Source organism: Methylobacillus methanolivorans (assembly GCF_044751345.1).
Taxonomy (GTDB): Bacteria; Pseudomonadota; Gammaproteobacteria; order Burkholderiales; family Methylophilaceae; genus Methylobacillus; species Methylobacillus methanolivorans.
Genome location: NZ_JBIWXY010000002.1, coordinates 190,116 through 203,025, shown reverse-complemented (window position 1 = coordinate 203,025; position 12,910 = coordinate 190,116). Strand labels below are relative to the sequence as shown.

The 12,910-nt window shown below is 53.6% G+C and carries 14 protein-coding genes; 12 read left to right on the top strand and 2 right to left on the bottom strand.

The genetic code is table 11. The features are described from left to right. Positions 1-7: 7 nt before the first annotated feature. Both ACIKP9_RS10515 and thiS read right to left on the bottom strand, forming a co-directional pair. The gene (locus tag ACIKP9_RS10515; RefSeq protein ID WP_230348458.1) at positions 8-787 is read right to left on the bottom strand and encodes a thiazole synthase; all 780 of its coding nucleotides are present in this window, start codon (positions 785-787) and stop codon (positions 8-10) included. Then, positions 788-994, bottom strand: coding sequence for a sulfur carrier protein ThiS (gene thiS, locus ACIKP9_RS10510; protein WP_230348457.1), 207 nt, complete (start codon positions 992-994; stop codon positions 788-790). Between the two features lie 344 nt (positions 995-1,338). Here thiS and ACIKP9_RS10505 point away from each other — a divergent pair, with 344 nt between their 5' ends. The 12 genes from ACIKP9_RS10505 to ACIKP9_RS10450 all read left to right on the top strand — a co-directional run bounded on the left by ACIKP9_RS10505 (position 1,339) and on the right by ACIKP9_RS10450 (position 12,907). Next, on the top strand, positions 1,339-2,997 hold the full coding sequence (locus tag ACIKP9_RS10505; RefSeq protein ID WP_400882408.1) for an O-linked N-acetylglucosamine transferase, SPINDLY family protein: 1,659 nt from the start codon (positions 1,339-1,341) through the stop codon (positions 2,995-2,997). Next, positions 2,994-4,157 (top strand): DegT/DnrJ/EryC1/StrS family aminotransferase, encoded by a 1,164-nt coding sequence (locus ACIKP9_RS10500; protein WP_400882405.1) that lies wholly within the window; start codon positions 2,994-2,996, stop codon positions 4,155-4,157. The genes ACIKP9_RS10505 and ACIKP9_RS10500 overlap by 4 nt, the downstream gene beginning before the upstream one ends. 8 nt (positions 4,158-4,165) lie before the next feature. Continuing rightward, a complete protein-coding gene (locus ACIKP9_RS10495; protein ID WP_400882402.1) occupies positions 4,166-4,390 on the top strand; it encodes an acyl carrier protein in 225 nt (74 codons plus the stop codon). 9 nt (positions 4,391-4,399) lie between these two features. Then, positions 4,400-5,452 carry a ketoacyl-ACP synthase III gene (locus tag ACIKP9_RS10490; protein WP_400882399.1) on the top strand — a complete coding sequence of 351 codons (1,053 nt, stop codon included), beginning with the start codon at positions 4,400-4,402 and terminating at the stop codon, positions 5,450-5,452. Positions 5,453-5,457: 5 nt separating this feature from the next. Continuing rightward, entirely contained in the window at positions 5,458-6,213 is a 756-nt protein-coding gene (locus tag ACIKP9_RS10485; RefSeq protein ID WP_400882396.1) for an SDR family NAD(P)-dependent oxidoreductase, read from the top strand. Next, positions 6,210-6,950, top strand: coding sequence for an SDR family NAD(P)-dependent oxidoreductase (locus ACIKP9_RS10480; RefSeq protein WP_400882393.1), 741 nt, complete (start codon positions 6,210-6,212; stop codon positions 6,948-6,950). Before ACIKP9_RS10485 ends, ACIKP9_RS10480 begins: the two co-directional genes overlap by 4 nt. Continuing rightward, the gene (locus ACIKP9_RS10475; protein ID WP_400882390.1) at positions 6,950-7,591 is read left to right on the top strand and encodes a NeuD/PglB/VioB family sugar acetyltransferase; all 642 of its coding nucleotides are present in this window, start codon (positions 6,950-6,952) and stop codon (positions 7,589-7,591) included. The genes ACIKP9_RS10480 and ACIKP9_RS10475 overlap by 1 nt, the downstream gene beginning before the upstream one ends. 29 nt (positions 7,592-7,620) lie before the next feature. Further along, on the top strand, positions 7,621-8,751 hold the full coding sequence (locus ACIKP9_RS10470) for an aromatic ring-hydroxylating oxygenase subunit alpha (protein ID WP_400882387.1): 1,131 nt from the start codon (positions 7,621-7,623) through the stop codon (positions 8,749-8,751). Further along, positions 8,741-9,364 (top strand): DapH/DapD/GlmU-related protein, encoded by a 624-nt coding sequence (locus ACIKP9_RS10465; protein ID WP_400882384.1) that lies wholly within the window; start codon positions 8,741-8,743, stop codon positions 9,362-9,364. Before ACIKP9_RS10470 ends, ACIKP9_RS10465 begins: the two co-directional genes overlap by 11 nt. A 2-nt stretch (positions 9,365-9,366) precedes the next feature. Beyond that, entirely contained in the window at positions 9,367-10,350 is a 984-nt protein-coding gene (locus ACIKP9_RS10460; RefSeq protein WP_400882381.1) for an SRPBCC family protein, read from the top strand. Between the two features lie 132 nt (positions 10,351-10,482). After that, on the top strand, positions 10,483-11,559 hold the full coding sequence (locus ACIKP9_RS10455; RefSeq protein ID WP_400882378.1) for an FkbM family methyltransferase: 1,077 nt from the start codon (positions 10,483-10,485) through the stop codon (positions 11,557-11,559). A 175-nt stretch (positions 11,560-11,734) separates the two neighbouring features. Then, positions 11,735-12,907, top strand: coding sequence for an FkbM family methyltransferase (locus tag ACIKP9_RS10450; RefSeq protein ID WP_400882376.1), 1,173 nt, complete (start codon positions 11,735-11,737; stop codon positions 12,905-12,907). Positions 12,908-12,910: the final 3 nt, after the last annotated feature.

Genomic DNA, 12,910 nt, shown 5'->3' with positions numbered 1-12,910 from the left:
CCTAGCTTTATCCAATCAAGCCGCTGGTAGGCGAGCTAGGCGAAGCGGAGTAGAGCTTGCGTGGCATACGCCCAGCCAGGAAGGCTTCGCGGCCAGCTTCCACGGCTTTCTTCATGGCACCTGCCATGAGCACTGGGTCTTTTGCTGCGGCAATCGCGGTGTTCATCAGCACGCCCTGACAGCCTAACTCCATGGCAATCGCGGCATCTGAGGCCGTACCCACCCCGGCATCAACCAGCACAGGAATCTTGGCATTCTCGATAATGATCTGCAAATTCCACGGATTGAGAATACCCATGCCGGAACCAATCAGCGATGCCAGCGGCATCACCGCGGCACAGCCCATCTCTTCAAGCTGCTTGGCAATGATGGGGTCGTCAGAACAATAGACCATGACATCGAAGCCATCCTTGATCAGCGTTTCCGCCGCCTTGATGGTTTCCAGCATATTGGGGTAGAGCGTGTTGGGATCGCCCAGCACCTCAAGCTTCACCAGCTTGTGGCCATCCAACAATTCGCGAGCCAGGCGCAGGGTACGCACGGCATCGTCTGCGCTGTAACAGCCTGCCGTATTCGGCAGATAAGTGAATTCTTCCGGCGGCAGGTAATCAAGCAAGGAGGGCTCGCCGGCATTCTGGCCAATATTAGTGCGACGGATTGCCACCGTGATAATCTCGGCACCGCTGGCATCAATCGCCGCGCGCGTCTGCTCGAAATCCTTGTATTTACCTGTACCTACCAGCAAGCGAGAGTTGTAACTCTTGCCCGCAATATTCAATGTATCCATTCAACCGCCTCCTACTGCGCCCACGATTTCAAGTTTGTCGTCATTACTTAGCACCGCTTCGGCAAAACTGCCACGCGGCACGATCTCACCGTTGCGCTCAATCGCAAGACGCTTGCCGGTCAGCCCCAGCTTTTCTACCAGGTCGCCCACCGTGAGCCGTTCAACATCGAACTGCCGTGGATTTCCATTGATGGTCAGATGAATCAATTGATACTACCTTAAATGAAGTTACCTTAACTGCCCAAAGCGGATAAGTGCTTAAGTGAAATGAACGATGATAGAGATGAGCAGCTCCGCTGCCAACAGAGCGATATTTTACGTAGGTTCATGGGTAATTAGCAAACCAGAAGCATGACCAGTAGGCTGAAATGCTTGAATAAGCAGCTATTTCCCCAGCTTCTCTCAACATTGCCTAGCCAACGCCGATACTAATATAAGAACATGGGCTTCATGCCCGCCACCGCCCTGCTTGACGCGATATTCGGCGCCATATAGGCTTCGGCAGGTTAAACAGGGCGAAAACCACGAGAAAATAAGACAAGGCAAAGAAATTGTCAGATCAGCCATCCGCACATTCACAGGCGTTGTTCAAAGCCGGCCTCGCTGCCGAGGCAGAGCACAACTACCTGGAAGCCTTGTCGAATTACACCGCCTCACTAGAAGCTGGCGCGAGCCAACTGCAGACCTGGCTCAAAATCGGCCAGCTGTTCCTGCGCACCATGAAATACCAGCAGGCAGCCGAAACCATGGAATTCGTGCTGGGTATGGACCCATCAAGCATTGAAGCCATTTACGGCCTCGCCATTGCCTATTTCTACCTGGGTCGCCATGAAGAAGCCTGTGCCTTCATCGACCATGCAGCGGAAATGCAGCCTGATAACGCGACTTACGCACTGGATCGCGCCAACATTCACTCCATCGCCAAGCCAGATCCGGCCCGCAAGCGCCAGCTTTATGCCGAATGGGGCCAGCGCTTTGCCGACCCACTAGGCAAGCAGGCCAAGCCATTCGACTATGACCGCGCTCCTGATCGCACATTGCGCATCGGCTATGTCTCTGGCGATATGCGTGACCACGCCGTGGCGTATTTCATGGAGCCAGTGCTGGCACACCACGACGCGGCGCAGGTGGATGTTTTCGTCTATTCCACCAGCCCACACCAGGATGCAGTCACTGACAAACTGAAAACACTGGTGCCACATTGGCATGATGTTTCCAAGCTTAGTGACCAGGCACTGCATCACCTGATTCGCCAACATAAGATCGACATTCTGGTAGACCTTTCCGGCCATACCCAGGGCCACCGCCTGTTTACCTTTGCACGCCGCGCTGCGCCAGTGCAAGTGACCTGGCTGGGCTATGTCGGTGGCACGCTGGGCATGCAGGACATGGATTATCGCCTGACCGACTGGGGCATGGACCCAGCGGGCAGTGAGCAGTTTTACGTTGAAAAACTATTCCGCCTGCACTGCATGGCCAGCTATATCCCGCCTGCCAATGCACCGCTGGAACCGTTGCCTCCCATGCTGCAAGGCAACCCGCCCACGCTGGCTTCGCTCAACAGTTCGCGCAAGCTCACCGATGAAGCCCTGCTGGTATGGAAGCGCATTCTCGAAGCACGTCCAGACGTGCAGTTGCTCATTCATGTACAAGAACAATCTGCTGAAGATGCGGTAAACACCATAGAACCGCGCCTGGTCAGGCTGGAGATGCCATTGGACCGCATCATCGTCTCGCCCATGGTGCCGATGGATGAATTCATGACGCGCGGGCAGATCGTCGATATTGCCCTCGACAGTTTCCCGGTATCCGGCGGCACCACAACCTTGCATAGCCTATGGATGGGGCTGCCAGTGATGGCGATGGATGCCACCGATGCCGTGGCTGCATCAAGCGCCGCCATACTCAAAGGCCTGGGTTTGCAGGAGTGGGTGGCAAGCAGCGAAGATGACTATGTCGCCAAGGTACTCAACCTGCTGGATGACCCAGAACGGCTGACTGCGCACCGCGCCCGCGCACGCCAACTAATGCAGCAATCCACGCTCATGGATTATGCGGGTCGCTGCCGTGACCTGGAAACCGCTTACCGACAGCTCTGGCTTAATTACCTGCTGGGCAAACCCAAATTTCTCGGCGTTCATACTCCCTATACGGAAGACCTTCAACAACTGCGCAGTGCCTACGAAGAAAGACAAGGGCAAACGATATGAACAAGCATGCTGCCATCCCGTTATTGACACCATTGCTGCCTGACCAGCAAGCGCTTGCTCCATATCTGGCGCAACTGGACCACAACCGCCATTACTCCAACTTTGGCCCACTCAATAACGCCCTGGAATCACGCATCGCAGACATATTTGCAGAGCATGGCGCTTATCCGCTACACGTCACGACCACCAGCAGCGCAACGCTTGGGCTGGAACTGGTGCTCAGCAGCCTGGATTTGCCGCCCGGCACTAAGGTGATTGTGCCAGCCCTGACTTTTGTTGCTTCACTGACGGCCATCATCCGCGCTGGCTACACACCGGTCATTGCCGATATCGACCCCGACAGCTGGTTGCTCACCCCTGAAATCGCCACCGAGGCTGCGGTACAAACCGGTGCCAGGGCAGTCCTGGCTGTTGCTGCATTTGGGCAACCACAGGACACAAAGCGCTGGAGCCACTTCCAGCAACAATCTGGCATCAGGGTGCTGATTGATGCCGCAGGTGCCTTTGGCAGCCAGTGGGTAGAAGCGCCTGATATCCCCGTGGTTTACAGCATGCACGCCACAAAATCGCTGGCGGCGGGCGAGGGCGGGCTGGTTGTCAGCGGCGACAATGTCGTCAATGCCAATGTCCGCCAGCTGAGCAACTTCGGCATTAACCTGGATTCCAATGCTGGCTTCCCAGTCGGACACCTATCATTTGTCGGCAGCAATGCCAAGCTCTCGGAATACCATGCCGCCGTGGCACATGCCAGCCTGGATCAATGGGATACCCAGGCACAATTGAGGCAAAAGATTTACCGCGATTACCGTCAGGCACTAGAAGCAGCCTGTGGCGAACAACTGCAATGGCAGGCAGGCAGCACATTGGCAGCGCCGACGATTTTCTGCCTGCGTATGACCGCCGATGCACGTGACCGCCTGGAAGCGATCTGCAAGCAACGCCACATTGCTACCCGACGCTGGTATCAGCCCTTGCTGCACCAGCATGCAGCCAAGGTCGCCCCCATTATCAAGCAACCCACACCCGTGGCAGAAGCCGTGGCCTCTGGCCTGATCGGCTTGCCGTTTTCACCGTTCCTGAGCCGTGAAGATATCACGCGTGTCGTCGAAGCCACTTGCCTGGCGACGGCAAACTTAACTTTAGCGCATCAACCCCAGTGAGAATAACCATGGACAACATCGAAACCTTTATTGAGAAATTCATTGCCGCTGTCGACTTCCAGGAAACCGTCGAGATTCAACCCGACACCAAGCTGGCCGACTTGCCGGAGTGGGACTCCCTGGCAGCACTTGGCGTGATCGTCATGTTTGACATGGAATATGGCAAAACCATCACCGGCGAGCACCTGAAACAAGCGAGCACCGTGCAAGATCTTTACCAACTGCTAGCCTAGGATTCCGCCATGGCCACCTCCACACTCAAGAACGTACGCTTTGCCGGCATGGCGACCTGCGTGCCCAAGCAGGTCGTGCATAACGTCAATGATGTACCGCCGCACCTGCGCTCAGAGCGAGAGAGGCTGGTACGCAACATCGGCATTGAAACCCGTCGTGTCTGCCCGGAGTGGCAATGTTTTTCCGACTTGGCCTACGATGCTGCCGACAAGCTGCTCAATGAACTGCAATGGTCACGCGACGAGATCGGTGCCTTGATTGTGGTGACGCAATCCCCGGATTACCTGGTGCCCGCTACCGCCATCATCCTGCAAGATCGGCTAGGCCTGGCGCATTCCACGATTGCCTTTGATGTCAATCTTGGCTGCTCCGCATACCCGTTTGCACTGCAACTGCTGGGCAGCATGATTGCCTCGGGCGCGATCAAGAAAGGCTTGATCCTGCTAGGTGATCGTTCCAGCTACAAGCATAAAGACCCGCTGAAAGACCCCTTGTTTTCCGATGCTGGCACTGCCACCGCACTGGAATATCAGGAAGGCGCGGCGCCCATGCACTTCGACCTCAACAGTGACGGCAGCGGTTACAAAGCCATCATCGTGCCGGTAGGCGGGCACCGCAACCCATTCCAGCTTGAGCACGGCATTGCGCGCAAAGGCGATGACGGCTTCTGGCGTTCAGACCTGGACCTGCTGCTTGATGGCCCTGCGGTGATCAGTTTCTCTACCCAGCGCGTGCCGCCGATGGTGGAAAACCTGCTGAGCTACGCTGGCGCCCCCAAGGAGGATGTGGATTACTTCATCTTCCACCAGGCCAACCGTATGATCAATGAAACCATCCGCAAAAAACTGGGCCTGCCAGAAGAAAAAGTGCCCTCGACCTTGCGTGAATTCGGCAATACCAGCGGTGCCTCATTGCCAGTGACAACCACGGTACGCCTGCGTGATGCGCTTGCGGAGAGCAAAAAACGCCTGCTTTTTTGTGGTTTTGGTGTTGGTCTTTCCTGGGGTGGAGCCATTGTAGATGTAGAAAATGCCATCTTCCCCGAACTGATTATTTCATGAGCCTCATGCAAGATCCCTTTTCACTATCAGGCAAACGCGTGCTAGTCACCGGCGCATCGTCTGGTATCGGCAAGCAAATTGCCATTACCTGCTCGCAAATGGGCGCAGAACTGGTTATTACCGGGCGCAATCAAGAACGTCTACGTGCAACTGCTGCCTCGCTGCACGGAGAAGGCCATACTGTGCTGCCAGCAGATTTATCACAACAGGGGGATATCGACATGCTGGCACAACAAGCCGGCGTGTTAAATGGACTGGTACATGCCGCGGGCATTTCGCGACTGGTTCCTTTTCGCCTGATGAGCAAAGGTCATCTGGACGAGATTTTCGATAGCAACACGTTTGCCCCTTTGCTATTGACCAAGGCCTTGCTCGCAAAAAAATGTATCGCTGCCAATGGATCAATATTGTTTATCGCTGCACTGTCATCCCATAGCGGCGCCTTGGCGACCTCCGCCTATGCTGCCAGTAAATCCGCCCTGCTCGGTGCCATGCGCTCCCTCGCACTGGAAGTCGCGAAACAAGGCATTCGCGCTAACTGCCTCTCGCCAGGCTATGTACGCACCCCCATGCTGGAAGGCCTGGGGCAAGGAGGGGGCAATATGGATGCGCTCTTCGATCTCACACCGCTAGGCATAGGCGAGCCTGAAGATGTGGCCTACGCATCGGTATTTTATCTAGCGGATGCCAGCCGCTGGGTTACGCGTAATTATTTCATTCTGGATGGCGGCCTAAGTACGCCCATGGATATCTACGCATGAATGTTGCTGTGATCAATCCCTTCTCGCTGGAAGGAAAAACCATTCTGGTCACCGGCGCATCGTCAGGCCTAGGCCAGCATATTGCCGCTCGCTGCGCCGCACGTGGCGCACGCATGATCATTACCGGACGTGACAAAGAGCGATTGCAGGCCACTTATGACCAGCTGCAGGGGAAGGGCCATGTACAAGTGCTGGCAGACCTCACCAGCGAAGAAGACAGACATCGCCTGGTCAGCACTGTACCTGAACTGAATGGGCTGATGCACTGTGCCGGCATGCAAAAGCATTGCCCGGTACGTCAGCTGTCAGAGCAGCTCATGACAGAAATGTACAACATCAACTTTCTCGCACCCGTGATGCTGACACAAGGCCTGCTAAAGACAAACGCCATCGCACAACAGGGCTCCATCCTGTTCATGCTATCCACAGCGGCGCACATAGGCACTCGCGGCCTGGCACCTTATTCAGCAATGAAATCCGGACTGATTGGCATAATCAAATGCCTTGCACTGGAACAGGCCAAACGCAAAATTCGCGTCAACGGCATTTCACCTTCTGCGATTGCCACCCCGATGTGGGATGCACATCAAGCACAACTGGAAGAGCAAAAGGCCAGGCATCCACTCGGGCTAGGCACGCCCGACGATGTGGCCAATGGCGTGATTTACATGCTGTCGGATGCTAGTCGTTGGGTCACAGGCACCAGCCTGGTCATGGATGGTGGAGCAGTGATTTGATGAAGAAGGCCTATATCATCGGAGCCGGTGGCTGGGGACGCGAAGTCCTAGTGCAAATGCGCGATGACCCAGATTGCGGTAAAGCATGGGAAATTGCCGGATTCCTGGATACGCGACCGCACATGCTTGATGGCATAAACTGTGGCGCACAGATTGTGGGAAATCCCCTGACGCATATACCACAAGACGATGAAGTGTTTGTTTGTGCCATTGGGTTACCTCGCGGACGCGAACAATATGCACGCCCTCTGCTCGAGCAGGGCGCACAGTTCATCCACATCCGTACCCCCTACAACACCGACGGTTATATCAGCGTACGCGTCCATCTTGGCACAGGATGTTTCTGGGCCGCACGCGTACAGATCAGCCCCGATGTGCACATCGGTGACTTTGCCAACATTCACAGCGCCACCATCCTCAGCCATGATGTGCGGATTGGCAATTACGCACAAATCGGTGCCATGGTCTTCATTGGTGGTGGCGCACAGATTGGCGACCATGCCATTGTCTACCCGAATGCCACGATTACCCCCGGCATCAAAGTAGGCGAGGGTGCCACCGTGGGCGCCGGAGCCGTTGTGGTCAAAGATGTGCCACCCGGCGTCACCGTATTTGGCAATCCGGCCAAAGTGATCTTTTAGAGAAATAGACATCGCCAATGCAATCCCGCATGCACCCAAAATACTACCTCTCCCAGGAAATCTTCGAGCGTGAGCAAGACAAGATTTTCCGCAAGGTGTGGCTGTTTGCTGGCCTCAGGTCGCTAGTCGTGGAAAACAATGCGTTCATCACACGCAAAATCGCAGGCATCCCTGTCGTCATCCAGAATTTCAAGGGCGAGATCAAGGCATTCGAGAATGTCTGCCTGCACCGCAGCGCACCTTTGCAGCAGGGGTTCTGTGGGCGCCGTGCGCTGGTATGCCCCTATCATGCCTGGAGTTATGACGCCACGGGTGCAGTCAAGAACATTCCCGATTGTGAGGCGATTTACCGCTTCAGCACTGAAGAAAAACAATCCCTGAAACTACGTGAGTTTGCCTTGAAGCAGGTTGGTCACTTGCTCTTCATCAACCTGAGCGCAGAACCGATGGCTTTCGAGGAGCAGTTCAGGCCAGAGTTTATTGCATTGCTGGAAAGCGCTGCAGAGTCATTTGACACCGAGGTGATGGTGACTACCTGGCATGCCAAGTTCAATTGGAAACTGGTGTATGAGAACCTGCGCGACTTTAACCATGTCAAGTTTTTGCATGCCAAAAGTTTGGCCGCTGTAGCAGACTTTCCATTTCAGGCGGACAGTAACGCAGATTTAGCGCTTTCCTCACTGGAAGATACCTCTATAGCGAGTTTACGCCAGACAATGCGCCCGTTTAGCTACGGCGGCCCCGAAGGTAAAATCGACGCAGTACGGCCAGTACCCTGGCTGAACATGGTAGAACGCTGGGGAACACAGGATGCCTATTTCAATTGGCTCGCGTACCCCAATCTGCATATGGCCTGCGGCAACGGCGGTTACTCATTCACCATTGAACACCATATCCCGATAGCACCGGGCCAGACCGATATTGAGATTTACTTCGTCACGGCAAAAAAGAAACAGCCTTATGCCACGTCGTATCAGGTTCTACTATCCAATCTGCACTACAGCAAAACTATCCTGACCGAGGATATTGAGATGCTGGAACAAGTGCAATCTGCGCTGCATATTGACGCGCCAATACCGAATCAAGGCGCATACGAAAGCACCAATCGCCAGATCGAACGCTGGTACACAACATTAATGGAGACCGAGCATGAACTCTAGATGGATTGTAGGTGCAGGTGACCACCTAGACCTGGTCTTTCATGCCTGGAAACAGGCATACCCTGACGAGCATATACAAAAAGTCGAAGTGCCCCAGGGGGCAGATTATGAATTTGACTTGTCCGTTTTCGACACCTTGAATCCAGAACTTGGCGATGTATTTATTGCGTTCGATGATCGTTTTGGCAATTTCAAGCGTATGGAGTTGTTTCGCGCTGCATTAGAGCGTGGTTTTACCCTTGCGTCCTTCGTCAGCACCAGCGCAGATATCGGCCAAGATGTCACGCTAGGCAAAAATGTCTTTATCGGCCCACAGGCTGTTATCGGCCATGGTTGCAAGCTGGACTACAACAGCGTCGTGCATGCTGGTGCGCACATTGGTGCCAATAGCCGCATACGCGCATCCGTATGGATAGAGCCTGGCGTACAGATCGGCGCAAGGGTTGAAATCGGCGCTCATGCGATTATCCGCACGGGTGCCATCGTGCGTAGCGGCATCAAGGTAGGCAAGGGTGCAGAATTGGGCTGGCCACAGCTATATAGCGCTGATATCGCAGACAAAACCGTCTATGACACTCGCTATGATGAACCTATCTTTGTTTACGGTAGCTAATCATGCAATCCCGCATGCGGCCCGAGTATTACCTCTCGCAAGAGATTTTTGAACGCGAGCAAGCAAAAATCTTTCGCAAAACGTGGCTGTTTGCGGGCTTAAAGACACTGATTCCCGATCATGGCAACACCATGGTCCGCATGCTGGCTGGCTTCCCGGTCACGATCAGTAATCACCATGGAGAATTTCAGGCCCACCATGGAAAAACACCACAAGCAATCCAGGCCGTTGGACAATTATTGTTCGTCAATCTTGCTCCAGACCCCATGCCGATCCATGATCAATTTTCTCCCAGCTTTTTCTCATCCCTGGAAAGCTGTTCTACAGCTTGGGGGCCTGAAGTGTTACATACGGTTTGGCATGCCAAATTTAACTGGAAGCTCATCTTTGAAAACCTGCGTGACATGAATCACGTGCGCTTCCTGCATGGCGGTCATTTTGCTAATTATTTAGAGATGACCATTCCCGTGCCGGAAAAATTGGCTGAGGAGGCCACACAACCGCTTGCCGACACCTCCGCACCAAGCCTGCGCGCCGAACTACGCCGCTTTAACTGGGGAGGAGCCACGCCAGCCCTGATTCCCCATCGCCGCAAAGTACCCTGGCATGCCATGGTGCAACCATGGGGTGGCGAAGATCGTTACTATGATTGGCAGGCCTACCCTAACCTGCACATTGCCAGCGGTAATGCCGGGCACTCTTTTACCTTGGAATGTTACACACCGGTTGCACCTGGCAGAACAGATGTTGAGCTATTCTGGATCATGGCCCGCAAAAGCCAGGATTTTGATTTTTCTGCCCAAGCCCTGCTCGCCAACATGCATGGCAGCAAGAAAATCGTCGGGGAAGATATTGCCATGCTAGAAGCCATACAGCATGTGTTGCATCGCCAGGCCCCCATGCCTCATCAAGGTGCCTATGAAGCACAAAACAGTTTGATCGAGCGTTGTTATTCCGCCCTGATGGAAACAGAAAGCGAGTTTTGAGTGCATAACTCTAATTATCCCCATCCGCCAAGCATAAGTGATGCCTTTTACACTGCTGTGCAATCAATGCAGAACGATCCGTTGTTCAGCATCCCCTCGGATGTAAGGTCCACCATTGCCAAGAATGGCAGGATGACGAAAGTCGTCTTACTCGGCACCAATGGGCTGGGCAAATATTTGTTAGATATAGTCGCATCAGAACGTCAATGTGATGTCATCGCAGTGGTGGATGACCCTCTCAGTGAACGGGAATCGACCTACAGAGACCTGCCGCTTCTGACAACATCTGACTTCCTTGCATTGTCCAGGAAATTTCGCGATCTGGTCGCCATCAACACCTGTGGTCATGAAAAACCAAAGCAATTCTTCACCCGGATCTGCCACGACAATAGCATCGCCTGTATTAATTTCGAGCAAGCCATCCGTGCATTTGGCCTGCACGGTAAACTGGACTGCCGAGTCGAGGACTGGGGGCCGGAGATCGCTTGCAATGCAACGCGCCTTGAAGCACTAGGCAAGTGCATGGCAGATGACAAATCCGTCACAACGCTTCATGCATTACTGACGCATTATCTGACTTGCGACTCATCATATTTGCAACCTGTGCAATTACCCTATTCCAGCCTGTACTTTGGCTCCGGCTTACTGGATTTTGGCAAGCAGGAAAAAATGGTGGATTGTGGTGCGTCCATCGGAGAGTCGCTGCAAGGGTTAATTCAACACACCCAGGGTGAATTTGCGCATAGCTGGATGATCGAGCCTGATCGTCACAATCTTGCAACCCTGCAATCCATCATAAATGGTTACCGAGGTACTACCCTGGAAAACCGGATCAGCCTACACGCTTGTGGCGTTGGTGAAACCACACAGCAAGTTTGCTTCTCACATGAAGGCGGACATGGCAGCACCATTGTCACAGATAGTAATGTAGACAACATCAATATCATCGACATACATCCAGTGGACGACATCATCGATGATGCACCTACCTTCCTCAAAATGGATATCGAAGGATCGGAATTATCTGCCTTGAAAGGCGCACGCCATACCATCACCACATACAAGCCCAAGTTGGCCATCTCTGCATACCATCGCTCCAGGGATTTACTGGATCTGACTGACTATGTACTGTCATTGCGTCCCGATTACCGCCTAGGGTTGCGCCACCATACCCCATTCCGATGGGATACCTGTTTGTATTTTTACTAGGATGGCGATGCTGAAAGTCATCCAGAACGCACTCCATGGCCAAGCCTCCATGCCGCACCAAGGCCGAAACAGTTTAATTGAGCGTTGTGATGCCAGCCTGATGGATACACATCATGAAATCTGACATTCAGGACAATATGATTTGCACAATGCCAGGGGACAAGGATAACAGTCAGTGACAAACCTCACTCATACGCTACAAACAGAATTATTCGAGGCTATTGAGCGCCCAGAACCGATCATCGAGCAATTGCAAGACCGTGCCGTATTCTTGCTTGCACCATTATCGATGTTAGGACGCATGCACGGCACAAGTATCGCGAGTACATGTTCTGGATTAGTTGCTGCTATTGATGATGTATCCACTGCAGCTACGATTCATGGCGCACCCCGCTGGACTAGCGCTCAATTCATCGCCAAGGCTCGCGCCTATCCCGATGCCATTGCCCTGGATTTTTCCTGCAACCCAGGCACGCGCGGGCTCGTGCAGCAATTATGCAAAGAAGCGGGAATAGAGCGCATCGATTGCGTTGTAGCACAGGCCCAACTAAAGCGTTGGGCGGTTTATGAGGCAGTCGGCACCTATAGACGCCGCACCCTGGAACGCTTCGACGATTTCCTGAAACTGGCAGAGCGATTTGACGATGATTTGAGCCGGGCCACGCTCTATGCAAACCTGCTCTTCCGCGTGACTTATGATCGCAGCCATTTACTGCAAATCTGGGCAAACCCGGCGGACGAATATTTCTCATACTATCCAGATGGCAATACCTTCCAGCTGGGTAGCCGCGAACACTATTGCGACTGTGGCGCCTATCGCGGCCCGATTGTGCAAAAGTTTCTTGAGGTAACGGCTCATCAATACGCAAGTATCACGGCTTTTGAACCTGACCCCGCCAATTTTGCGATACTCCAGCAGCTTTCGCGACACCCACTACATAACTTCCATGCCATTAACAAAGCAGTATCCAATGCGCCGGGCGAATTATCATTTCACAGCGATGGCAGCATGGGCAGCCATGTCTCGAATCAAGGCAATATTTCAGTGGCCACCACCAGGCTGGATGATGAGCTGGAAGCACTGACGTTCTTGAAATTGGATGTAGAAGGGTTTGAACCACAAGCGCTGCAAGGCGCAGCCAGATTATTACGTACACACCGTCCCCGTATTGCTGCAGCCGCTTATCACGCAACCCATGATGTACTGAAAATTGTCGAGCAAGTCGACCAGCATGCAGGAGATGACTACCATTATCGCCTGCGACAGCATTATGGTAGCTACTACTATGATCTCGTGCTGTACGCCTCTCCTATCGCGGGAGTCGAACCACCTCCTCAGGCACACTAGATC

Bases quoted from the DNA above. Each gene is read 5' to 3' on its own strand.
- ACIKP9_RS10490 (WP_400882399.1), top strand. From the start codon at position 4,400: ATGGCCACCTCCACACTCAAGAACGTACGCTTTGCCGGCATGGCGACC.
- ACIKP9_RS10470 (WP_400882387.1), top strand. From the start codon at position 7,621: ATGCACCCAAAATACTACCTCTCCCAGGAAATCTTCGAGCGTGAGCAA.
- ACIKP9_RS10485 (WP_400882396.1), top strand. From the start codon at position 5,458: ATGCAAGATCCCTTTTCACTATCAGGCAAACGCGTGCTAGTCACCGGC.
- ACIKP9_RS10475 (WP_400882390.1), top strand. From the start codon at position 6,950: ATGAAGAAGGCCTATATCATCGGAGCCGGTGGCTGGGGACGCGAAGTC.
- ACIKP9_RS10460 (WP_400882381.1), top strand. From the start codon at position 9,367: ATGCAATCCCGCATGCGGCCCGAGTATTACCTCTCGCAAGAGATTTTT.
- ACIKP9_RS10495 (WP_400882402.1), top strand. From the start codon at position 4,166: ATGGACAACATCGAAACCTTTATTGAGAAATTCATTGCCGCTGTCGAC.
- ACIKP9_RS10465 (WP_400882384.1), top strand. From the start codon at position 8,741: ATGAACTCTAGATGGATTGTAGGTGCAGGTGACCACCTAGACCTGGTC.
- ACIKP9_RS10500 (WP_400882405.1), top strand. From the start codon at position 2,994: ATGAACAAGCATGCTGCCATCCCGTTATTGACACCATTGCTGCCTGAC.
- ACIKP9_RS10515 (WP_230348458.1), bottom strand. From the start codon at position 787: ATGGATACATTGAATATTGCGGGCAAGAGTTACAACTCTCGCTTGCTG.
- ACIKP9_RS10480 (WP_400882393.1), top strand. From the start codon at position 6,210: ATGAATGTTGCTGTGATCAATCCCTTCTCGCTGGAAGGAAAAACCATT.
- ACIKP9_RS10455 (WP_400882378.1), top strand. From the start codon at position 10,483: ATGACGAAAGTCGTCTTACTCGGCACCAATGGGCTGGGCAAATATTTG.